Source organism: uncultured Azonexus sp., assembly GCF_937982035.1.
Taxonomy (GTDB): domain Bacteria; phylum Pseudomonadota; class Gammaproteobacteria; order Burkholderiales; family Rhodocyclaceae; genus Azonexus.
Genome location: NZ_CALJNI010000001.1, coordinates 16,687 through 38,326 on the forward strand (window position 1 = coordinate 16,687; position 21,640 = coordinate 38,326).

The 21,640-nt window shown below is 66.4% G+C and carries 19 protein-coding genes; 7 read left to right on the top strand and 12 right to left on the bottom strand.

Features of this window, described 5'->3' with window-relative positions; genetic code table 11:
- Genes Q0799_RS00080 through Q0799_RS00100 form a run of 5 tightly spaced genes read right to left on the bottom strand, consistent with a single transcriptional unit; the run spans position 1 to position 4,033 of the window.
- Complete coding sequence (locus Q0799_RS00080; RefSeq protein ID WP_298392922.1) at positions 1 to 819, bottom strand: TPM domain-containing protein; 819 nt, start codon at positions 817 to 819, stop codon at positions 1 to 3.
- 3 nt (positions 820 to 822) lie between these two features.
- Positions 823 to 1,416 carry a LemA family protein gene (locus tag Q0799_RS00085; RefSeq protein ID WP_298392924.1) on the bottom strand — a complete coding sequence of 198 codons (594 nt, stop codon included), beginning with the start codon at positions 1,414 to 1,416 and terminating at the stop codon, positions 823 to 825.
- 21 nt (positions 1,417 to 1,437) lie between these two features.
- Positions 1,438 to 2,172 carry an arginyltransferase gene (locus Q0799_RS00090; protein WP_298392926.1) on the bottom strand — a complete coding sequence of 245 codons (735 nt, stop codon included), beginning with the start codon at positions 2,170 to 2,172 and terminating at the stop codon, positions 1,438 to 1,440.
- A 6-nt stretch (positions 2,173 to 2,178) separates the two neighbouring features.
- Positions 2,179 to 2,877, bottom strand: a complete 699-nt coding sequence (aat, locus tag Q0799_RS00095) for a leucyl/phenylalanyl-tRNA--protein transferase (protein ID WP_298392928.1) — start codon at positions 2,875 to 2,877, stop codon at positions 2,179 to 2,181.
- A gap of 10 nt (positions 2,878 to 2,887) precedes the next feature.
- Complete coding sequence (locus Q0799_RS00100) at positions 2,888 to 4,033, bottom strand: ABC transporter ATP-binding protein (protein ID WP_298392930.1); 1,146 nt, start codon at positions 4,031 to 4,033, stop codon at positions 2,888 to 2,890.
- Between the two features lie 24 nt (positions 4,034 to 4,057).
- Here Q0799_RS00100 and Q0799_RS00105 point away from each other — a divergent pair, with 24 nt between their 5' ends.
- Positions 4,058 to 5,701: an iron ABC transporter permease gene (locus Q0799_RS00105; RefSeq protein ID WP_298392932.1), complete on the top strand. Its 1,644-nt coding sequence runs from the start codon at positions 4,058 to 4,060 to the stop codon at positions 5,699 to 5,701.
- Here Q0799_RS00105 and Q0799_RS00110 read toward each other — a convergent pair.
- Positions 5,698 to 6,624 (bottom strand): GIY-YIG nuclease family protein, encoded by a 927-nt coding sequence (locus tag Q0799_RS00110; RefSeq protein ID WP_298392934.1) that lies wholly within the window; start codon positions 6,622 to 6,624, stop codon positions 5,698 to 5,700. The genes Q0799_RS00105 and Q0799_RS00110 overlap by 4 nt on opposite strands.
- Before the next feature lie 230 nt (positions 6,625 to 6,854).
- Between Q0799_RS00110 and Q0799_RS00115 the strand changes: the two genes are divergently transcribed.
- The 3 genes from Q0799_RS00115 to Q0799_RS00125 all read left to right on the top strand — a co-directional run bounded on the left by Q0799_RS00115 (position 6,855) and on the right by Q0799_RS00125 (position 9,118).
- Complete coding sequence (locus tag Q0799_RS00115) at positions 6,855 to 7,409, top strand: phasin family protein (RefSeq protein ID WP_298392936.1); 555 nt, start codon at positions 6,855 to 6,857, stop codon at positions 7,407 to 7,409.
- Positions 7,410 to 7,520: 111 nt separating this feature from the next.
- Positions 7,521 to 7,997, top strand: coding sequence for a cyclic nucleotide-binding domain-containing protein (locus Q0799_RS00120; protein ID WP_298392938.1), 477 nt, complete (start codon positions 7,521 to 7,523; stop codon positions 7,995 to 7,997).
- Positions 7,994 to 9,118 (top strand): AI-2E family transporter, encoded by a 1,125-nt coding sequence (locus Q0799_RS00125; RefSeq protein ID WP_298392940.1) that lies wholly within the window; start codon positions 7,994 to 7,996, stop codon positions 9,116 to 9,118. Before Q0799_RS00120 ends, Q0799_RS00125 begins: the two co-directional genes overlap by 4 nt.
- 16 nt (positions 9,119 to 9,134) lie before the next feature.
- On the opposite strand, the gene parC is transcribed toward Q0799_RS00125, so the two are convergent.
- Positions 9,135 to 11,462 (bottom strand): DNA topoisomerase IV subunit A, encoded by a 2,328-nt coding sequence (gene parC / locus Q0799_RS00130; protein ID WP_298392942.1) that lies wholly within the window; start codon positions 11,460 to 11,462, stop codon positions 9,135 to 9,137.
- A 167-nt stretch (positions 11,463 to 11,629) separates the two neighbouring features.
- Between parC and Q0799_RS00135 the strand changes: the two genes are divergently transcribed.
- A complete protein-coding gene (locus tag Q0799_RS00135) occupies positions 11,630 to 12,988 on the top strand; it encodes a sodium-dependent transporter (protein WP_298392944.1) in 1,359 nt (452 codons plus the stop codon).
- On the opposite strand, the gene Q0799_RS00140 is transcribed toward Q0799_RS00135, so the two are convergent.
- The 3 genes from Q0799_RS00140 to Q0799_RS00150 form a co-directional block, all read right to left on the bottom strand.
- Entirely contained in the window at positions 12,985 to 14,583 is a 1,599-nt protein-coding gene (locus Q0799_RS00140) for a GGDEF domain-containing protein (RefSeq protein ID WP_298392946.1), read from the bottom strand. The genes Q0799_RS00135 and Q0799_RS00140 overlap by 4 nt on opposite strands.
- 9 nt (positions 14,584 to 14,592) lie before the next feature.
- A complete protein-coding gene (locus Q0799_RS00145) occupies positions 14,593 to 16,509 on the bottom strand; it encodes a radical SAM protein (RefSeq protein ID WP_298392948.1) in 1,917 nt (638 codons plus the stop codon).
- 89 nt (positions 16,510 to 16,598) lie between these two features.
- The gene (locus tag Q0799_RS00150) at positions 16,599 to 17,255 is read right to left on the bottom strand and encodes a hypothetical protein (RefSeq protein ID WP_298392950.1); all 657 of its coding nucleotides are present in this window, start codon (positions 17,253 to 17,255) and stop codon (positions 16,599 to 16,601) included.
- 223 nt (positions 17,256 to 17,478) lie between these two features.
- On the opposite strand from Q0799_RS00150, the gene dinB reads away from it, so the two are divergent.
- Positions 17,479 to 18,633, top strand: coding sequence for a DNA polymerase IV (gene dinB, locus Q0799_RS00155; protein WP_298392952.1), 1,155 nt, complete (start codon positions 17,479 to 17,481; stop codon positions 18,631 to 18,633).
- 52 nt (positions 18,634 to 18,685) lie between these two features.
- Positions 18,686 to 19,552, top strand: a complete 867-nt coding sequence (locus tag Q0799_RS00160; protein WP_298392954.1) for an EamA family transporter — start codon at positions 18,686 to 18,688, stop codon at positions 19,550 to 19,552.
- 6 nt (positions 19,553 to 19,558) lie between these two features.
- Here the strand turns inward: Q0799_RS00160 and Q0799_RS00165 are convergent, their stop codons facing one another.
- On the bottom strand, positions 19,559 to 20,599 hold the full coding sequence (locus tag Q0799_RS00165) for a patatin-like phospholipase family protein (RefSeq protein ID WP_298392956.1): 1,041 nt from the start codon (positions 20,597 to 20,599) through the stop codon (positions 19,559 to 19,561).
- 50 nt (positions 20,600 to 20,649) lie between these two features.
- Positions 20,650 to 21,567 (bottom strand): patatin-like phospholipase family protein, encoded by a 918-nt coding sequence (locus Q0799_RS00170; RefSeq protein ID WP_298392958.1) that lies wholly within the window; start codon positions 21,565 to 21,567, stop codon positions 20,650 to 20,652.
- Positions 21,568 to 21,640 lie beyond the last annotated feature (73 nt).

Sequence of the window (21,640 nt, forward strand, 5' to 3'; positions counted from 1 at the left end):
TCACCATCTCCCCGAGGCGCCGCCGCCACCAAAACCGCCACCGCCGCCGGAAAAACCGCCGCCACCGCCACGACTGCCTCCGCCGCCACCGCTATGCCAGCCGCCCTTGCCGGCGCGCATGAAGGAGGCAAAGAAGGTGATCAGCGCGGCGATCACGGCGGCGCCGAGCGAACCGAAACTGAACCAGGCCAGCGCACCGGCCAGCAGTGAAATGCCGAGCGCGCCGACCAGGCCGAACAGGGCGCGGGCCACACTGGCGACGAAGATGGCGATGAACAGCAGGCTGTCGGTGTCGAAGCCGGCGCCGTCCGGTTTTTTCTCTTCCGGCGGCGGCAGGCTCTCGCCGTCGATGACGCGGACCAGCGTGTCGACGGCCGCGCTGAGGCCGCCGGCAAAGTCGCCGTCACGGAAACGCGGCGCCATCTGCTCGTCGACGATGCGCTTGGCAATGGCGTCGGGAATCGCGCCTTCCAGCCCGTAGCCGACTTCGATACGCATGCGTCGGTCGTCCTTGGCGACGATGACGATGACGCCGTCGTCCACGCCTTGACGCCCGATTTTCCAGCTTTCCGCCAGGCGGATGCCGAACTGCTCGATGCTTTCCGGCTCGGTGGTCGGCAGCAGCAGGACGGCGATCTGCGCGCCTTTTTCCTGTTCCAGCCGGCTCAGCCGTTCGATCAGGCCGGCCCGGTCGCCGGCCGACAGCGTGCCGGTCAGGTCGACGACGCGGTCGCTCAGCGCCGGTAGGGCCAGCGGGCCGCTGCTCCAGCCGGTGACCGGCAGGAGCGTGAACAGGCAGAGCAGCAGCCAGCGCAACATCGCTTACTTGCTGTCGAACTTGACGGCGGGGGCGTCTGCAATGGCCTTTTCGTTGTCGACGCTGAAGTTGGCCTTGGGTTTCCAGCCCATGACCATCGCCGTCAGGTTGTTCGGGAAGGTGCGCACCGAGACGTTGTAGACGCGCACCGTCTCGATGTAGCGGTTGCGGGCGACGGTGACGCGGTTCTCGGTGCCTTCGAGCTGGGCCTGGAGGTCGCGGAAATTGGCGTCGGCCTTGAGTTGCGGATAGTTTTCGGCGACCACCAGCAGGCGGGCCAGGGCGCTGCTCATTTCCGATTGCGCGGCCTGGAACCTGGCGAAGGCGGCTTCGTCGTTGACCAGCTCGGGCGTGGCGTTGATGCCGCCAACCTTGGCGCGGGCCTCGGTGACCCGGGTCAGCACTTCCTTTTCGTGGGCGGCGTAGCCCTGGACCGTGGCTACCAGATTGGGCACCAGGTCGGCGCGTCGCTTGTACTGGTTGAGCACTTCCGACCAGGCGGCGTTGACGCCTTCGTCGTTGATCTGGATCTGGTTGTAGCCGCAGCCCGAGAGCAGGGTGACGAGCAGGGCGATCAGGGTAAGGAGGCGCAGGCGCATGGAGAACTCCGGAGTGGGATATTAGGAGGAGCTTAACAGCTTCCAGTGACCGTCGACACGTCCCTCGATCGGCCGGAAAGTGGTCTTGTAGGCCATTTTCCGGCTGTTGGCGATCCAGTAGCCGAGGTACAGATAGGGCAGGCCGAGTCCGCGGCATTGCTGAATCTGCCAGAGGATGTTGAAAACGCCGTAACTGGCGCCCGGGACGTCCGGGTCGAAGAAGGTATAGACCGACGACAGGCCGTCGTCGAGGACGTCGATGAGGCTGACCATGCGTACCTGATCGTTCTCGGAGAATTCGATCAGTCGGGTGTCGACACTGCTTTGCAGCAGGAACTGTGCGTACTGGTCGTGGTTGTCCTCGTCCATGCCGCCGCCGGGATGGCGGCTGGCCTGGTAGCGGACGTAGAGGTCGAAATGCTCGGCCACCGAGATCAGCGGCAGCTCGCGGATCTGCAGATCCGCGTGGCGTTTCCAGGCACGGCGCTGGCTGCGCGAGGGCGCGAAGTCGGCGACCGGCAGCCGGACCGGGACGCAGGCCTGGCACTGGTCGCAGTGCGGGCGGTAGGTGAAGATGCCGCTGCGCCGGAAACCGGCCCGGACCAGCGTGCTGTAGATGCCGCTGTCGATCAGGTGGGCGGGCGTGGCAACCTGCGAGCGGGCCTCGCGGTCGGGCAGGTAGCTGCACGGGTAGGGCGAGGTCGCGTAGAACTGCAGCAGCGAGAAGGGCAGGTCGGCGTCGTTGGCTTGGGACATGGGGGGTTACCAGTCGGTGCTCACGGCAAGCTGCCAGACGCTGCGTTCGCCCTGGCCGATCAGCGTTTGCATGCGCTGCAGGAATTCGCTGCGGGGAATTTCCGCCGCCCCGAGCGAAGCCAGGTGGTCGGTGTGCATCTGGCAGTCGATCATGCCGAAACCCCGCTCGCGCAACAGTCGGATCAGATAGGCGAAGGCGAACTTCGAGGCATTGTCGCGCCGGGAGAACATCGACTCGCCGTAGAACATCCGGCCGATGGCCAGGCCGTACAAGCCACCGACGAGTTCGCCTTCTTCCCAGACTTCGACCGAATGCGCCCAGCCGAGTTCATGCAGCCGGGTGTAGGCTTCCATCATCTCGTCGCTGATCCAGGTGCCATCCTGCCCGCGTCGCCGGGTTGCCGCGCAGGCCGCGATGACTGCGGGGAAATCCCGGTCGGCGCTGATCGTCAGCGTATCGCTGCGCAACAGGCGGCGCAGGCTGCGCGACAGGCGGAAGTTTTCGGGGAACATGACCATGCGCGGGTCCGGGCTGTACCACAGGGCCTGCCCCTCGATCGTGCCCCAGGGAAAGATGCCGCGCCGGTAGGCGTCGAGCAGGCGATCCGGCAGCAACAGCCCGCCGACGGCGAGCAAGCCGTTCATGTCCTGGCGCGCCTCGGTGACCGGCGGAAACGGGTCGAGCGGGCCGAGAAAGGGAATCATGCGCCGGCGGTCAGCGGTGCCAGGTCACCGGCTGCTCGGCAAGCGCCTGTTGTTCGACGCGGATTTCGCATGCCGGATCGTCGTCGCAGGCATCGTGTTTCTTGAAGGCGATCACATGGTCGGCGTCGAGGCGGATGCCGATCTTCTCGCCCAGCGCGTGGTTGTGGTGCGACGGAACCAGCGACAACACCTCGCTACCGCTGCTCAGACGCAGGGTGTACAGGATGTCGGCGCCGCGGAAGGCCTTGTGCAGGACTTCGGCCTGCACCGGGCTGGCGTCGTCGTGCACGATGTCGTCCGGCCGCAGCAGGATGTCCACGCGGCAGCCGTCTTCGCAATGCGAGCAGCTTTCGTTGCACTCCACCGGCGTGTCGGAAATCAGCGTGCCCAGTTCCATGCACACCGAATTGCCTTCGCCGACCGTGCCGGTGAGCAGCACGCCCTGGCCGACGAAGTCGGCGACGAAGCGGTTGGCCGGTCGGTGGTAGAGGTTGTACGGCGTATCCCATTGCTGGATGCGGCCGTTGTGCATGATGCCGATCTCGTCGGCCATGGCGAAGGCTTCGTGCTGGTCGTGGGTGACCATGATCGCGGTCGAGCCCTCGCGCTTGAGGATTTCTCGCACTTCGACCGAAAGCCGCTCGCGCAGGCCGACGTCGAGGTTGGAGAAGGGTTCGTCGAGCAGGATCAGTTCGGGGCGCGGTGCCAGCGCCCGGGCCAGGGCCACCCGCTGCTGCTGGCCGCCGGAAAGTTCGTGCGGATACTTGTTGCCCTGGCCGCCGAGGCCGACCGTGGCGAGCAACTGACGCACGCGCAGCGAGGCGGCTTCGCTCTGCCGGTCGGCCAGGCCGAAAGCGACGTTTTCATCGACGGTGAGATGCGGGAACAGCGCGTAATCCTGGAAGACCATGCCGATCCGGCGCTTCTCGGGAGCGACCCGGGCATCCGGTCGGCTGACCGTCTGGCCGTGCAGCCGGATTTCGCCGCCGGCAATGTCCTCGAAGCCGGCAATGCAGCGCAGCAGGGTTGTCTTGCCGCAGCCGGACGGGCCAAGCAGGCAGGCAATCTGTCCGGGCGCCAGGCGAAAATCGACCCCGTCGACGACGGTATGCTTGCCGTAGCGTTGAATTACGCCAATCAATTCGAGCTGTGTCATGGTGCTCGATTATAATTCGCATTCATGCACCTGCACACGCGCTCATTTCCCTTCCTGCTGATCGTCGGTATCGCGGTGGCCGTGCTGGCCGCCCTGCCGGTCGCCAGCGTCGGCCTGAACCTGTTCGTCGGCGGTACCAGCGACACCTGGGCCCACCTGTCGCAGACCGTATTGCCCGAGTACATCGCCAATTCGCTGCTGCTGTGCCTGGGCGTCGGCCTGGGCGTCGGCCTCATCGGCGTGTCGACGGCCTGGCTGACGGCGATGCACGAGTTTCCCGGCCGCCGTTTCTTCGAATGGGCGCTGGTCCTGCCGCTGGCCGTGCCGGCCTACGTGATGGCCTACGTGTATACCGATTTCCTGCAGTTCGTCGGGCCGGTGCAGAGCACGCTGCGCGAGCTGTTCGGCTGGCAATACGGCGATTACTGGTTCCCGGACATCCGCACCTTGCCCGGTGCCATGCTGATGTTCGTTTTTGTGCTCTATCCCTACGTCTATCTGCTGGCCCGCACGGCTTTCCTCGAACGCGCCAGCGGCATGCTGGAAGCGGCACGGACGTTGGGCATGGGTTCGCGCCGCGCCTTCTTCAAGGTGTCGCTGCCGTTGGCGCGACCGGCCATCGTCGCCGGCATCGCGCTGGCGCTGATGGAAACCCTCGCCGATTACGGCACCGTTGCCTATTTTGCGGTCAATACCTTCACCACCGGCATCTACCGCGCCTGGTTCTCGCTCGGCGACCGGGTCGCCGCTGCCCAGCTGGCGGCCATGCTGCTCGGTTTCGTGCTCTTTCTGCTGATGGCCGAGCGGATTTCCCGGGGGCGGGCGCGTTACCACAACACTACCGGGCGCAACCGGCCAATGGCTGGCGCGACATTGCGCGGCCTGCCGGCGCTGGCGGCGGTGCTGGCCTGCGCTTTACCCCTGTTGATCGGTTTCGTCCTGCCGGCGCTGCTGTTGCTGAAAATGGCCTTGACCGAAGGTGATGCGCAGTTCGGCGAGCGCTTCCTCTTCCTGTCGCGCAACAGCTTCCTGCTGGCCGGCACGACGGCGTTGATCGCCGTGCTGATCGCCCTGTTGCTTGCCTACGGCGCACGGCTGTCGAAGTCGAGCGTGGCGGCGGGCCTGAACCGTCTCGTTGGCCTCGGCTACGCGGTGCCGGGTGCGGTCATTGCCGTCGGCGTGCTGATCCCCGTGACCCGCCTCGACCACTGGCTGGCCGGGCAGTGGGAACTGTGGTTCGGCAACAACCCCGGTCTGCTGCTGACCGGCGGCATCGCCGCGCTGATCTACGCTTATCTGGTGCGTTTCCTGGCGGTGGCCTTGCACTCCGTCGAGTCCAGCCTGGCCAAGATCACGCCGAGCATGGACGATGCCGCGCGCAGTCTGGGCCTGGGCCAGGCCGCCACGCTTCGGCGCGTGCATGCGCCGCTGCTGCGCGGCAGCCTGCTGACCGCCGGCCTGCTGGTATTCGTCGATGTGATGAAGGAATTGCCGGCGACGCTGGTCATGCGTCCCTTCAATTTCGATACCCTGGCCACGCAGGCTTATACGCTGGCGTCCGACGAGCGGCTGGCCGAAGCATCGACCGCTTCGCTGGCCATCGTGGTCGTCGGCTTGCTGCCGCTGATCCTGCTCTCGCGCCAGATTACGGCGTCGCGCCGGGCCTAGCCGCCGCTCTCCGTCGCCGGCGCGAAGTCCATCGCGCGCAAAGCGTGGCGGATTTCCTCGGGATTGCCGGCCTGGGCAAATGGCCGGCGCTGCCGCAGGCCGGCGTGTTCGATGTCGACGCCGAAGGCATCGATGCCGAGCAGGCGGTCTGGCGGCGCCAGTTGTGGCGTGAATTCGTCGAGCAGGGATTTTTCCTCTTCCAGCGTGATAGCCGGCAGGGCTTGCCAGTCCGCGCCGTCGATCCAGCCCATGCGGCCGATGCCGCCGATGAAGCGGGCGCGTTCCGGCACCAGCCGGAAGAACATGAAATCAAGCTGGAGATACTGCGCCGCCTCGGGCAGGTAGCGGAAGTAGCGCTCGACCAGGGCCGGTGAAGCTTCGCAAGGCTCGCAGCGACCGACCAGCGTGATGCGCGCGGCGTCCTGCACGTTGTCCTTGCCGCCCTCGACGACGGCCAGGCTGGCCCGGCTGTCGGCGAGCAGGTTCTTGGTGTGCTCGGCCAGCGCGCTGATCAGCAGCAGCGGTTGTTGCCGCTCGTCGAGCACCAGCGGTACGGCTGTGCCAAAGGGAAAACCGGGCAACTGGGTCGAATGCGTGCTGAGGACGGCGTGGCGCGTTGCGTGGAGCAGTTGAACGGCCGGGGAAAGCTGAATCTGCATGGCGAGGTTCCGGGCGAGTTGGCGTTTTTGCTGGGGCGACAGTTGCTTGACCCGGTATTCGGCGCGGGCCGCGGCGGCACGATCGGGCTGCATCTGCCAGGCCAGCAATTCTACCGGCGGCCGGGCACGCGTGTAACGCGCGCCTTTGCCGGCGCAGTGCGCGGCATAACGCGCCTTCACGTCGGTCGTGATGCCGGTGTAGATGCTGCCGTCGATGCATTCGATGAGGTAGAGGAACCAGGGCTTGGCGATTTTTTCCGGCATTGGGGGAGCGCAGGGGGCTGATCCCCGAATTGTCACGATATTGCCGCCATTTTGAAATGCCGATTTGTTAGCCTGTGTCGCTGTCGGGATCGCTGCATCGTCGTTAAAAAGCGAAAATGGTGCGATGCACAAAATTGTCTTGACATGGTTTAGTAAGCAGATAGAATACGTCCATGCTGCATTGCAACATATGCAGATCAGGAATCACCCAACCCTCACGGAGAAACAAAATGACCATCAAACCTGAAGAGTTCGCCAAGTCCGGCTTCAACTTTGCCCTGTTCTTTGCCAACACCGCTTTCGATGGCATCGAGCGTCTGGCTGTCCTGAACCTGTCCGCTTCGCGTTCGGTTTTCGAAGCCTATGTCTCCAACCTGAACGCCCTGCTCGGCGTCAAGGACATCCAGTCCCTGGTTGAACTGCAGAAGGGCATCGCTGCCCCGTCGATCGAAAAGGGTGTCGAGTACTCGCGCAACGTGATCGCCATCGCGACCGATGCCAAGGAAAAGATCGCCAAGGAAGTTGAATCGCACGTCGCCGACACCAACGCCAAGGTCACCAACCTGGTTGAAAAGGCTCTGGCTTCCGCTCCGGCTGGTTCCGAAGTTGCCGTTGCCGCTGTCAAGACCGCGATCAAGTCCGCCAACGAAGCCATGGACGGCCTGAACAAGGTTGCCAAGCAGGCTGCCGAAGTTGCCGAAGCCAGCGTTTCCGCTGCGACCGAAGCCTCGATCAAGGCCACCACCGCTGCCGCCCCGAAGGCTGCTGCCAAGAAGGCTGCCTGATCTGATCTGATCGTCGCCTGACGATGCACGACAAACCGGGGCTGCGGCCCCGGTTTTCTTTTGTGCGCCCGTAGCTGCGCTAGAATGCCGCAGGAATGAACGGGGGGCGTCATGAAGTGGCATTGGCTTGAACGGGGAAAAGGCCGGGCCGGGCACCGGCTCAGCGGTACGGCATTGTTCAGCGATCTCGGCGAACGCGAATTGCGCGTGGTCGAGGCATTTGCCCATGAGCGCCAGTTTCTGCCCGACGAAGTCGTTTTCGATGCCGGGGAAGACGGCCAGGCGCTGTATGTCGTCGTCAGCGGCCGCGTTGCCGTGATTGCCGAGGGCGCGGGTGACAGACCGCTGGCCGAACTCGTCGCCGGTGAGTTCTTTGGCGAGATGGGCCTGCTCGACGGTGCGCCGCGTTCGGCGCAGATCCGGGCGCTGGAGCCGACGACGCTGGTCGTCCTGCCGCGTACCGAATTCGACCGCCTGATGGTCTCGCACGCCCGCATCGCTTCCTGCATTTCGCTGCAACTGGCGCGCCATCTCGGTCGCCGCCTGCGTGCCATGCTCGAAATTGCGCCAGCCAGGGAAGCGTCGTGAGCCTGCTGCGTTACCGGGCCGGGCCGCTGGTATGGTCGGGAAACATCCTGGCCACCTGCCTGCTGCTGTTCTTCTTCCAGAAAATCCTGTGGCTGGTCGTGCCCTTCATCCTGGCGCTGGTTCTGCATTACCTGCTGGCGCCGCTGAAACTGCGCCTGCTGCTGCGCGGCGTGTCGCACGACGCCGCCGCGGCCATGGTCAGTGTGGCGGCGTTTCTCGTGTGCGCGCTCCCGGTCGTCTATGGTTTCCCCCGCTTGCTCGGCGACGTGGCCGGCCTGCACGAAACCCTGTTGCGCTACATCGGTGGCGGCATCCGCCTGCTGACCGACGTCCTCAGCGATCTTGAAGCGCGTTCCGCCTTCCTCGCCGAAAGCGGTGCGCGGGCCATGCTGGAAACCCAGCTGGGCGGTTTCTTCGAACATTTCACCGAAAAATACCTGCCGGGCATCGTCATGGGCCTGATGGTCTGGTCGCCTTCGCTGCTGCTGGTCCCATTCATCGCCTTTTTCATGCTGCGCGACGGCTGGCGTTTTCGTCGCCTGCTGCTGCGCGCCGTGCCCAATGCCTATTTCGAGCGCAGCCTGGCACTGATCGACGCGGTGGATCGCACGGCGCGGCAGTATTTCGTCGGCCTGCTGCAACTGACCCTGCTCGATACCCTGTGTCTGGCCGCCGGCTTGTGGGTGATCGGCATCGACGGTGCGCTGATGCTCGGTCTGCTGGCCGCCGTGCTGGCCTGGATTCCCTTTGTCGGCTCGGTCATCGGCTGCCTGCTGGTGGTGCTGGTCGTCGCCACCGATTTCCCCGGCCAGCCGGGCGTCGCCTACGCCGCCATCGGCCTGTTCGTCGCCGTGCGCCTGCTCGACGACTTCGTCTTCATGCCGGTGACGGTGGGCAAAAGCCTGAACATGCACCCGCTGGTCACCGTGCTGATGATCTTCATCGGCGGCGCCGTCGCCGGCGTCCCCGGCCTGATGCTGGTGCTGCCGGTCCTTGGCGTGGTCATGGTGCTCGGCGAATCCGCCGGCCAACTACTCACCGACCCGCGCTTGCGCGCTCGTCACGCCCATGCCAAGGCGCTTGAGCTGCGGCGGGTGACGCGCGATCTGCGGATCAATTGAGCGAACCCGCCGCGCCTTACTTGCGCGGCGCCTTCACCGGCTTGCCTTTGCCGCCGCGGTTGCCGCGGCAGGTTTCCAGGCGTTCGCCTTTGAGTTTGCCGGCGACGCCGTCGATGACGGGTTCGATGGCTTCCAGTGCGTTCTTGCCGGGGGCGGCGTCGATCAGTTTGAGGCCGCGGCCCTTGCCGAGCAGGCGGATTTCCTCGAGCGGGAAGACCAGGGCGCGACCGTCCTTGGTGAATACCGCAATGTCGCCGTCGGCCGGCGCCGGCTGGAAGATGGCCGGGGCTTCGCCGTCGTCGAGGTTGAGGAAGGCCTTGCCGGCCTTGCCGCGTGAGAGCAGGTCCTCGCCCTTGACGCGGAAGCCGTAGCCGCTTTCACCGGCGACCAGATACAGCTTGTCGGCGGCGACGGCCTGGGCGAGCAGCAGCTTGCCGCCGTCCTGGAAATCGACCAGCGAGGTGGCGGGAACGCCGTCGCCCTTGCCGCCGGGCAGGTCGGCGGCGGGGATGGAGTAGGCGCGGCCCTTGGTGTCGAGCAGGATCAGGTGGTTGACCGTGCGGCAGGGAATGCAGGCGAGCAGGCTGTCGCCGGAGCGGAAAGTCAGTTGCGCCGGATCGACGTTGTGGCCGGTACGCGAGCGTAGCCAGCCGTGCCTGGAGACGATCAGCGTGGTCGGCTCGTCGGGGATCGAGACGTTCTTGGCGTCCGACAGGGTGACGCGTTCGGCGGTTTCGATCAGGGTGCGGCGGTCGTCGCCGTATTTCCTGGCGTCGGCTTCGATTTCGGCGGCGACGCAGGCGCGCAACTCGGTTTCGGAATCGAGCAGCTTGTTGAGGCCGGCGGCTTCTTCGCGCAGCTTGGCCAGTTCCTCGCCGATCTTGATGCCTTCAAGGCGGGCCAACTGGCGCAGGCGGATTTCCAGGATGTCTTCGGCCTGGATTTCCGAGAGCTTGAAATGGGCGATCAGGTCGGCCTTGGGGTCGTCCGATTCGCGGATGACCTTGATCACGCGGTCGATGTCGAGCAGGATCGCCTGCCGGCCTTCGAGGATGTGGATGCGCCGTTCGGCGGCAGACAGGCGGTGACGGGTGCGCCGTTCGACGGTCGCCAGGCGGAAGCGGCACCATTCGGCGATCATGTCGTGGAGCGTGCCCTGGCGCGGCGAGCCGGTCAGGCCGAGCAGCGTCAGGTTGATCGAGGCGTTGGTTTCCAGGCTGGTGTGGGCGAGCAGCAGGCGGACCAGGTCGTCCTGGCCCTGGCGCGAGCTGGCCGGTTCGATGACCAGGCGAACGTCGTGTTCCTTGCCCGATTCGTCGCGCACGCCGCTTTCGCCGATGGCCGAGAGGAAAGCCGCCTTGAGGTTGAGCTGTTCCGGCGTGAACACCTTTTTGCCGGCCTTTTCCTTGGCCACCGGGTTGGAGCAGGCTTCGATTTCGGACATCACGGTGGCGGTGGATACGCCCGGCGGCAGTTCGGTGACGACCAGGCGCCACTGGCCGCGCGCCAGCGGCTCGATCTTCCATTTGGCGCGCACGCGCAGGCTGCCGCGACCGCTCTTGTAGGTGGCGGCGATTTCCTCGGGCGTCGAGATGATCTGGGCGCCGCCCGGGTAATCCGGGCCGGGCACCAGGCGCAGCACGTCGTCCTCGCTGGTGGCCGGATCGCGGATCAGCGCGACGGCGGCGCTGGCGATCTCGCGCAGGTTGTGCGAGGGGATTTCGGTGGCCATGCCGACGGCGATGCCGGAGGCGCCGTTCAGCAGGCAGAAGGGCAGGCGGGCGGGGAGCAGGCAGGGTTCGTCATTGACCCCGTCGTAGTTCGGCTTCCAGTCCACCGTGCCTTCGTCGAGTTCGGCGAGCAGCAGTTCGGCGATCGGCGTCAGCCGGGTTTCGGTATAGCGCATGGCGGCGGCGTTGTCGCCGTCGCGCGAGCCGAAGTTGCCCTGGCCGTCGACCACCGGGTAGCGCAGGCTCCAGTCCTGGGCCATGCGCACCATCGCGTCGTAGACCGAGGAGTCGCCGTGCGGGTGATATTTACCGATGACGTCGCCGACCACGCGCGCCGATTTGACGTGCTTCGGGCTCTTGTACAGGCCCATTCGGTGCATCGCGTAGAGGATGCGCCGCTGCACCGGCTTCTGGCCGTCGGCGTTGGCCGGCAGGGCGCGGCCGGTGACCACGCTCATCGCGTATTCGAGATAGCGCCGGGCGGCGTAGTCGGCCGGCGTCGGGATGTCTTCGGCCGGGCCTTGCGCGGCGGGCGGCAGCGGCGGCTCGCCGGGCGGCAGCGCAGGTTCGGGGTCGGCAGGCGGGGCGGAGAAGAGATCGAATTGGTCGTTCATGGTGTTCTTTGCATGCAGCGGGCGAGCGCGATGGTAACCGATTTGCCCCGGCGGCGAGTTCTACCCTAGGTGAAATCCCTAGCTACGGTGCCGCCGGCGGCGGCGTAGAATCGCGACCTTTTCCGAAAGACCGGGGCGATCCGGCCAACAAATTCTGGGAGAGCAGGATGTCTGAACAAGCGCAAACGGCGCGTGCCCACTGGTCCAGCCGCTGGGCTTTCATTCTGGTCACCGTCGGCTCGGCGGTCGGCCTCGGCAATATCTGGAAATTCCCCTACATGACCGGCAGCAACGGCGGCAGCGCCTTCGTGCTGGTTTACCTGTGCTGCATCCTCGGTATCGGCGTGCCGCTGCTGATGGCCGAAAGCATGCTCGGCCGGCGCGGCCAGGGCAGCCCGGTCGGCAGCATGCGCGTGCTCGCCGACGAAGCCGGTGCCACCCGGCTGTGGCAGGTAATCGGCTACATCGGCATCGTCGGCGCCTTCCTCATCCTCTCGTTCTACAGCGTCGTCGCCGGTTGGGTTCTTGACTACACCTGGCAGGCCGCCGAAGGCTTCAAGGCGCTGCCCAAGGAAGCCTTCGCCGAGGCTTTCGGTGCGCTGCTCGCCAGCCCGGGCCGGCTGATCTTCTGGCACACCGTGTTCATGGCGATGTCGGCACTGGTCGTGCTCGGCGGCGTTACCGGCGGTATCGAGCGCGCCAACAAGATCATGATGCCGGCGTTGTTCGGCATCCTCGTCTTCCTCGTCGGCTACGGCGCGGTCGCCGCCGACCTGCCGGCCGCCTGGCGCTTCCTGTTCCATTTCGAACCGTCGGCGATCAACCGCGGCGTCCTCTTCGCCGCCATGGGCCATGCCTTCTTCACGCTCAGCCTGGGCATGGGCGCGATCATCACCTACGGCTCCTACCTCGAGCGCGATGTCTCGATCCCGCGTACCGGCCTCGCTATCGCCGGCGCCGACACGCTGGTCGCGCTGCTCGCCGGCCTCGCCATCTTCTCCATCGTCTTCGCCCAGGGACTCGAGCCCGCGGCCGGTCCCGGCCTGATCCTGCAGACGTTGCCGCTGGCCTTCTCGCAGATGCCGGGCGGCCACGCCGTCGGCCTGCTGTTCTTCGTGCTGGTCGTTTTTGCCGCCTGGACCTCGGCGATCTCGCTGCTCGAACCGGGCGTGTCGCTGCTCAACGAGCGTTTCGGCATGGGCCGCAAGCAGGCCGTCGTCGTGCTGTGCAGCGGCGTCTGGCTGCTCGGCATCGCGGTCGCCTTGTCGTTCAACGACTGGAGCGGCTTCACCGTGTTCGGCCTGGGCCTGTTCGACCTGCTCGACACGCTGACGACCAAGATCATGATGCCGCTGGCCGGCCTGCTGATCGCGCTGTTCGTTGGCTGGACGATGAAGCGCGCCCACGTGTTCGACGAAATCCGCATGGGCAGCCGGGTTTTCGTGCTGTGGTTCAACGTCGTCCGCTACGTCTCGCCGGTGGCGATCGTGATCATCTTCCTCAACATCATCGGGGTGCTCGGCTAAGCCCGGCAATAGCGACCGCGCCCGGCTTCCTTGGCGCGGTACATGGCCTGGTCGGCGGCAATCAGCAGGCGGTCCTGATCGCTGTCGCCGTCGCCGATGGCGATGCCGATCGAGGTGCCGAGCACGCATGGGCCGGCCGGGAGAGCGAACGGTTTGGCGAAGACGGCCAGGCATTTGTCGGCAACCCGTTCGGCGGTTTCGCCCGCCGATGCGTCAAGGTCGGAGAGCAGGACGACGAATTCATCACCGCCGACGCGAGCCAGCGTGTCTTCGCGGCGGATCACTGCCGACAGCCGGTCGCCAACTTGGCGCAGGGCCAGGTCGCCGGCCTCGTGACCGTAGCGGTCATTGATCGGCTTGAAGCCGTCGAGATCGAGAAAAAGCACGGCGAGCCGGCCGTCGTTGCGGTGCGCGCGGGCCAGCGCCAGTTTCATCCGGTCGGCCAGTAGCTTGCGGTTGGGCAGGCCGGTCAACTGGTCGTGATGGGCCATGTGACTGAGTTCGGCCCGGCTTTCCAGGAGTTTCGACAGTACCCGGTTGAAGGCAGCCGTCAGGTGGCCCACCTCGTCGTTATGGACAACCGGCAGCGGTTCCAGCGGGAGTTCGCCCTGGGTCATGCGGTCGGCCCGGTTGGCCGTTTCCATCAGCGGACGCATCATGCGGCGCATGATCAGGATCATCACCAGGATGAAGATCGGCAGGATGATCACCGTATTGCGCATGATGAACTGGACCAGACGGCTGACCGGGCTGTGCGCTTCGCTGGTCGGCAGGCGAGCGACGACGATCCAGTCGGCACTCGGCACCGAGGCGGTCGCGGCGATTTCCTCGACGCCCTTGGCGTTGATGGTGATGCCGTGTCCCCGGAAACCGGCCATGGTCAGGTCGTGCAGTTTGTTGACGCCGGGCGGCGGTGTCGGGGTAAGGATCATCCGCGGGTCGGTCGAGCCGACGAACAGCTTGTGCTGGGGGGCGATCAGCAGCAGGCCACCGGTCTGTCCGATCCGGGTGGTGTACAGCGCGGACAGGAAATTGTCCGACTGGAGCGCCGAGATACCGAGCAACACGCCGAGCAGCTTGCCCCGGGCGTCGTGCAGCGGCGCCGACATCGGCAGGATCGGCAGGTTTGCCACGCGACTGATGATGGGGCGACCAATCGTGGCTTTTCCTGCCAGCGCCTGCTGGAAATAATCGCGGTCGTCGGTGGGACTGCCCGCGCGGCCGGGGACTTTGGGGTAGTCGGCAATCACCTTGCCCGTGGTGTCGATGACCACCAGTCCGCGCGAGAACAGCGGATTGATTTCATGCTGCTCGCCCAGCCATTCCCTGAGACGCTCGGGGCGGTCGAGCAGGGCAGGCGGGAATTTGTCGGCAACGTGCGCCAGCAGTGTCTGGCGGGCGACGATGTCGCGATTGACGTCCCGGGCGACGTAATTGGCGATGGTCGTCAACTGCTTGGCCGTCAGTTCGGTGATGTCGTCGCGCAGGTAATCGCTCAGGAAGACGATCCGGCTCAGGGCGCCGATGAGCAATATGACCGACCCCAGCAGGATGATGCGGGAAGTCAGGCTGTCGAGTCGGAAGCGAAAACGCATCGGGTGAGATTACGCGAAATTGGCGTTGAGTGCCTGGGAAATGAAATTCCGTCGGACGCGCGGCTTGGGCATGCGCTCGTCGAACCAGCGGCGGACGTCGTCGTCGAGGCAGATGCCGTGCATGTAGTTGTACAGCGCCTTGTTCAAGCCCCTTCCGAGGCTGGCGTGGTCGACGCCGGTCGGATCGACGAAGGCGACGTCGTTCCTGGCGAAGCCCTTGAACGGTTCCGGCTTGAGCGTGATGCCGTATGCCGCCGGATCGCGCCCGACCGGCGAGTGCACGGTGCACGCGAAGCGGTGAAAGAAGCCGGACTGGATGCAGCCTTCGGCGAACAGTTGGCGCACGTACTCCAGGGCATCGACCGTGTCCTGCACGGTCTGCGTCGGAAAGCCGTACATCAGATAGGCGTGCACCAGGATGCCGGCGTCCGTGAAGGCGCGGGTGACGCGCGCCACCTGGTCGACCGAGACGCCTTTTTTCATCAGCGCCAGCAGCCGGTCGGAGGCGACTTCCAGGCCGCCGGAAATGGCTATGCAGCCGCTGTCGGCGAGCTGCAGGCAGAGTTCGGGCGTGAACGACTTCTCGAAGCGCACGTTGCCCCACCAGGAAATCGCCAGCTTGCGCCGCTGCAGTTCCTCGGCCAGCGCGCGCAGCGCCTTCGGCGGTGCCGCCTCGTCGACGAAGTGGAAACCGCTGTGGCCGGTCTCGTCGATGATGCGCTCGATGCGGTCGACCAGCGTGCTGGCGTTGGCGGCCTCGAAGCGCGAGATGTAGTCGAGGCTGACGTCGCAGAAGCTGCACTTCTTCCAGTAGCAGCCGTGGGCGACGGTCAGCTTGTTCCAGTGCCCGTCCGACCACAGGCGGTGCATCGGATTGAGCATGTCGAGCAGCGACAGGTAACGATCCAGCGGCAGGCCGTCCCAGGTCGGCGTGCCGACGTCCTCGAAGGGCACGTCCGGCTCGCCGCTGGTGAACCAGCGCACGGTGCCGTCGACGCGGGTGAAGGTGCGCAGCAGGTTGAGCCGCGGCCGTTGCCCGGCGAGGTGCTCGATCAGCGCCAGCAGCGGCGCCTCGCCGTCGTCGAGGGTGACGTAGTCGAAAAAGTCGAAGACGCGCGGCTCGGCCAGTTCGCGCAACTCGGTATTGACCCAGCCGCCGCCGAGGACGATGACGATCTGCGGGTGCTTCGCCTTGACCGCCTGGGCGATGCGGAAGGCCGCATAGACCGAGCCGGGGAAGGGCACCGAGATCAGCAGCATGTCCGGTTGTTCCCGGTCGACGGTGGCCAGCGTCAGTTTTTCCAGCGTCGCATCGACCAGTGTCGGCGGCGCTGCCAGCGCCTGCGCCAGCGGTTCGAAGCTGGGCTGGCTCTGGGCCAGCGATTCGCCGTAGCGGACGAACTCGAAGCGCGGGTCGGCGGCCTCGCGGATGACGTCGGCGAGGTCGTTGAGGAAGAGTGTCGCCAGGTGGCGGGCGCGGTCCTGGATGCCGAGGGCGCCGAAGGCCCAGCCGAGCGGGTCGCCGCTGCCGTCGTCGACATAGTGGTCGAGCGCCGAGAAGCGCGGTCCCTCGGGCAGGAAGGCGCGGGTGCAGATGCGGTGCGCCAGCGAGCTGTCTCGCCCCTGCAGCAGCGCCAGCGCCGGTCCGGTGGCGACGCGGTAGCGTTCGAACTGGTTGAGGAAGGTCTTGATCGTCGGCGAGCGCTGCTTGCGCGGCAGCGCTTCCGCCGCCGCCCGCAGCTGCTCGAGGCCGGCCGGCGACAGCAGTTCGAGGACGGTGCCCAGCGCCAGGTCGGCCTGCGTGGCGTGGAAGCCGCGCGAACGCAGGAAGCCCGTCAGGTAGGCTGTCGCCGGGTAGGGCGTGTTCAGCTGCGTCATCGGCGGAATCACCGACAGGAGGCGGGGGCGGGCGGGCAGGGCGGTCATCGCCGGCAGTTTACCCGCTGCCGTCGGTAAACGACATGGGGCGGCCCGCAGGCCGCCCCGGATCGATGTGTTTCTGGTTCGCTGCCGACTCAGCCGAGCACGGTTCTCTGCTTGTTGTACTGCTCCAGTGCCCGCTGCGTGCCGTAGGAAATGGCGTCTTCAACGGAAGCGAACTGACGGCGCGACGAACTGTTGTTGCTGGTTTGCGTCTTGCTGCTTTCCTCGTTGGTGGCGCTGGTCTGGCGGGCGGCGGTCTGCTCGGCAGCACGGGCCGTGCCGTAGGCAATGGCTTCGTCGACCGAGGCGAATTGACGGCGGGAGGTGCCGTTGCTGGCCTGGGTCCGGGTGTTTTCTTCGTTGTTGGCGCTGTTCTGCTGAACACCGCGCTGCTCGGCCGCACGAGCGGTGCCGTAGGCGATGGCTTCGTCGACCGAAGCAAACTGGCGGCGTTCCGGCCGTGCCGTGGCCGATGCGCTGCGCGTGCTTTCCGCCTGCTGCCGGGCGACACCGTCGGCGCTCAGCGTGACCTTCGTCGAAGCGCTGTCGCCTGTGGTCGAGGTGGCACGCGAGACCTGCTGCAGGGCGTTCTTCAGGCCGGCGGTATCGGCGCCGATGGCGGTCGCCATCTTCTCGGCAGCCTTCAGGCTGTTGCTCAGGGAATTCATCGACCGCTCGCTACGGTTGTTGACCGACTGGCTGCGATAGGCGTCTTGCGCGGCGGTGCTTGAGCTGATGGGGCTGGGCATGATGGCCTCCTGGGTCAGGATGCGGTGTTGCGGGTCATTGAGACGGCTAGGAGAGTACTGTACGCCAAGCGAGGGAGGCTTGTGCAAAGAAAATGAGCAATGCAACAAAAGTGCTTATCCGTCAGTTGGCTAGAAGCAACACCCAGTGCGCTTCCACAGACTTATCCACAGATTTCGTGGATAACCCGGAGGCTGGCGCAAGCGGCGTTCCGGGCTTTATACTGTGCATATAAACAGTAATCGCCGCATCGCCCACCTCGACATGGACGCCTTCTTCGCCTCGGTCGAGCTGCGGCATTACCCGATGCTGCGCGGCCAGCCGGTGGTTGTCGGCGGTCGCCGCGTCGACCGGCCGGTCGAGCAGGCCGACGGCAGCCTGCGCTTCGCCCGGCTGCGCGATTACGTCGGGCGCGGCGTGATCACCACCTCGACCTACGAGGCGCGGGCGCTCGGCGTGTTTTCCGGGATGGGGCTGATGAAGGCGGCGCAACTGGCGCCCGATGCCATCCTGCTGCCGGCCAACTTCGACGCCTACCGCGACTATTCGCGGCGTTTCAAGGCGGCGGTGGCGAGCGTCGCGCCGGTGATCGAGGACCGGGGCATCGATGAAATCTACATCGACCTGACCGGCATCGCCGAGGACAGTCTGCCGCTGGCCCGGCGGATCAAGCAGGCGGTGCTGGCGGCCACCGGGCTGACCTGCTCGATCGGCATCACCCCGAACAAGCTGCTGGCCAAGATCGCTTCCGACCTCGACAAGCCCGACGGCATCACCATCCTCGGCCACGACGACGTGCCGACGCGAATCTGGCCGCTGGCGGCGCGCAAGATCAACGGCATCGGCCCGAAAGCGGCCGAGCGGCTGCGCGCCATGGGCGTCGACACGGTCGGCCAGCTGGCGGCGGTGGCTGAGAGCGAACTGGTCCGCCGCTTCGGCGCCAGCACCGGCAGCTGGCTGTGGCGCGCCGCCCGCGGCATCGACGAGCGGCCGCTGGTGACCGAGCGCGATCCCAAGTCGGTCAGCCGCGAGAGCACCTTCGAGCGCGACCTCGACGTCGGCCTCGACCGCGCGGCGCTGTCCGAGGCCTTCACCGGGCTGTGCGCCCGGGTTGCCGACGACCTTGCGCGCAAGGGCCTGGTGGCGCGGACGATCGGCATCAAGCTGCGCTTCGCCGATTTCAGCACGGTCACCCGCGACCTGACGCTGGCCGAACCGCTGGCCGACGCCCAGGCGATCCGCCAGGCGGCCGGGCAGTGCCTGAAGCGCATCGCGCTCGGCAAGCGCATCCGCCTGCTCGGCGTGCGCGCCGCCGGGCTGCAGCCGCCGCCTGCAACGCCGCAGCCGCTGGCGGTGCAGGCCGAGCTGCAACTCTTTTAGCGGCCGGCGCCGCCTGCCATTATCATTCGCGCTTTTGCCGCCGGCCGTTCTCATGTCCTACCTGCTCATCGTCAACCTGATCTGGTCGTTTTCCTTCAGCCTGATCGGCCAGTATCTCGCCGGCCAGGTCGATAGCGACTTCGCGGTGCTTGCCCGGGTTGCCGTCGCCGCCTTGATCTTTTTGCCGTTCACCCTCTGGCGCGGCCTGCCGGCGCGGCTGGCGGCCGGTTTCTGGCTGGCCGGGGCACTGCAGTTCGGCATCACCTACCTCTGCCTGTACCGCAGCTTCAGCGTGCTGACGGTGCCGGAAGTGCTGCTGTTCACGGTGCTGACACCGATCTACGTGACCCTGATCGAGGACGCGCTCGAACGCCGCTTCAACCGTTGGGCGCTGTTCGCCGCCGCGGTCGCCGTCGGCGGCGGCATCATGATCCGCTGGCAGCCGCTGGCCGGCGATTTCCTGTGGGGTTTCGTGCTGCTGCAGATCGCCAACGCGACCTTCGCCGCCGGCCAGGTACTGTGCCGCCACCTGCTGCTGCGCCACCCGGTCGAGCTGCCGCTGTACCGCTTTTTCGGCCATTTCTTCCTCGGCGCGCTGGTCCTCGTGCTGCCGTCCTTCCTGATCTTCGGCAACCCGGACAAGCTGCCGGTCACGGCGATCCAGTGGGGCGTGCTGCTGTGGATGGGCCTGTTCGCCACGGCACTCGGCTTGTTCTGGTGGGTCAAGGGCAGTGTCCGCGTCGATGCCGGCACGCTGGCGGTGATGAACGAACTGCACGTGCCGCTCGGCCTGCTGGTCAACCTGCTGATCTGGAACCGCGACGCCGACCTCGCCAAGATCGCGCTGGGCGGCAGCGTCATCCTGCTGTCGTTGTGGATCAGCCGGCTTGGCCGGCGACCGGTGCCGGCTGCCGCCTGACCCGGTTCAGTAGAACAGCGCGCCGAGATCGAGCGTCGGTCGCCGGCCGAGCGCCTCGCGCTGGTCGGCCAGCCAGCGGCCGGCGTGGGCGCGGCCCTGGTCGCGCAATTTTTCGAAGAAAACCCGGTTGACCGCCAGCTTGCTGTCGGCCGGCAATTCGCCGAGCACGCTGTCGGCGCTGATCGCGTGGAAGCGCAGGCGGGCGAAGCGGCGTTCCAGGCGGGCCACCGGCAGGCGGTCGAGCAGCCAGTCGGGGAGCGGCTGCTGGCTGGCGATCTGCTCGCGCAGGTGGGCGAACATCCGCATCTCGCGCAGGAAGGTGGCGTTGAACGCCAGTTCGCGCAGGCGCTCGCGGATTTCCTTGGCGCTGGCCGGGGTTTCGTTGAAACGCAGCGGCGACAGCAGGACCAGCAGGATGTCGGCCGACTGGCAGTGATAGACCAGCGGGAAAACCGCCGGGTTGGCGCTGTAGCCGCCATCCCAGTAGGGTTCGCCGTCGATCTCGATGGTCCGGTGGATGGTCGGCAGGCAGGCCGAAGCGAGCAGCGTGTCGGCCGACAGTTCGTGGTTCTGGAACAGCCGCAGCTTGCCGGAATTGGCGTGGGTCGCGGCGATGAACAGCTTGACCGGGCTGGCGGCGCGCAGGCCGGCGAAGTCGATCTGGCGCTCGATGACGTCGCGCAGCGGGTTGAGGTCGAAGGGATTCAACTGCTCCGGGCTGAGATGGTCGGTCCATTGCAGCATCATCTTCAGCGCCGGCGCCATGCTGCTGGCCGCCTGTGCGTTGCCGAACTGCGCCGGCATGGTCTCGGCCATCGCCAGCCAGAAATCGGCCAGCGCCCGGCGCGCGCCCTCGCGGCCGCCATGCAGCAGGCCGTGGGCCAGGCAGGCGGCGTTCATGGCGCCGGCGCTGGTGCCGCTGACGCCTTCGAAGTCGATCGATTTGTCCTCGAGCAGCGCGTCGAGCACGCCCCAGGTGAAGGCGCCGTGGGCGCCGCCGCCCTGCAGGGCGAGGTTGATCCGGGAGGGCAGGGGACTGCTGGTCATCGGGGCGGACTCCGCTGGGGCGACGCCCCGATGATAGCCGCGCCCGGCGTTCACCGCAGCAGTTTGCTGCGGATCGCCGGCAGCGCCGCTTGCGCGGCCCGTTCGCCCTCGATCATCGCCTCGTGGCGGGCGGCGAAATTCCAGGATTTGACGTAGGGCAGGCGCGGGCGGATGACGATGTCGGCTTCGGCCAGTTCGGTCTTGCCGATGACGTTGCCCATGATCGTCGTCGTCTGCCAGAGAATCGCGCTCATGCTGTCGACCGGCTGGCCTTCGGCGGTCGCGGAAATGTCGACGGCAATGACGAAATCGGCACCCATCTCGCGCACCGCGCGCACCGGCACCGGGCTGGTCAGGCCGCCGTCGACGTATTGCCGGCCGTTGATCGCCACCGGCTGGAAAACGCCGGGGACGGCCGCCGACGCGCGCACCGCCATGCCGCTGTCGCCGCTGCGGAAAACGACGCGTTCGCCGCTGTTGAGATCGGTGACGACGGTCCCGAAAGGAATGTTCAGTTTTTCCAGCGGCCGGCGTTTGAGGTGCTGGTTGACGAAGGACTGCAGCGCCTCGCCCTTGAGCAGGCCGGGACCGCGCAGCGTCCAGTCGGCGAACAGCGTTTCGTCGAGCTGGATCGCCAGCTTCTGCATGGCGAAGGCGTCGAAGCCGCCCGCGTAGAGCGAACCGACGACAGCACCGGCGCTGGTGCCGACGACGTAATCGGGCACGATGCCATGCGATTCGAGCATCTTGATCACGCCGATATGGGCGAAGCCGCGCGCGGCGCCACCGCCCAGCACCAGGCCGATCTTCGGCTTGGCTGGTACCGGCGGCGGGGTGACGACGACGGGGGCCGGTGCCGGTTCGGGCTTGCTGCCGGGCAGGGTCATGCAACCGGAGAGCAGCAGGGCACCCGCAAGGAGCAAGGCACGGCGGCTGGTGGACGAGGCGGAAAAACGCGCGGAAATCATGGTGCCGAGATCATAGCCGTCCGGCGCCCGGCGGCTGTTGACGGCACACCGGCTTTTTAGGGGATTTTTGTAA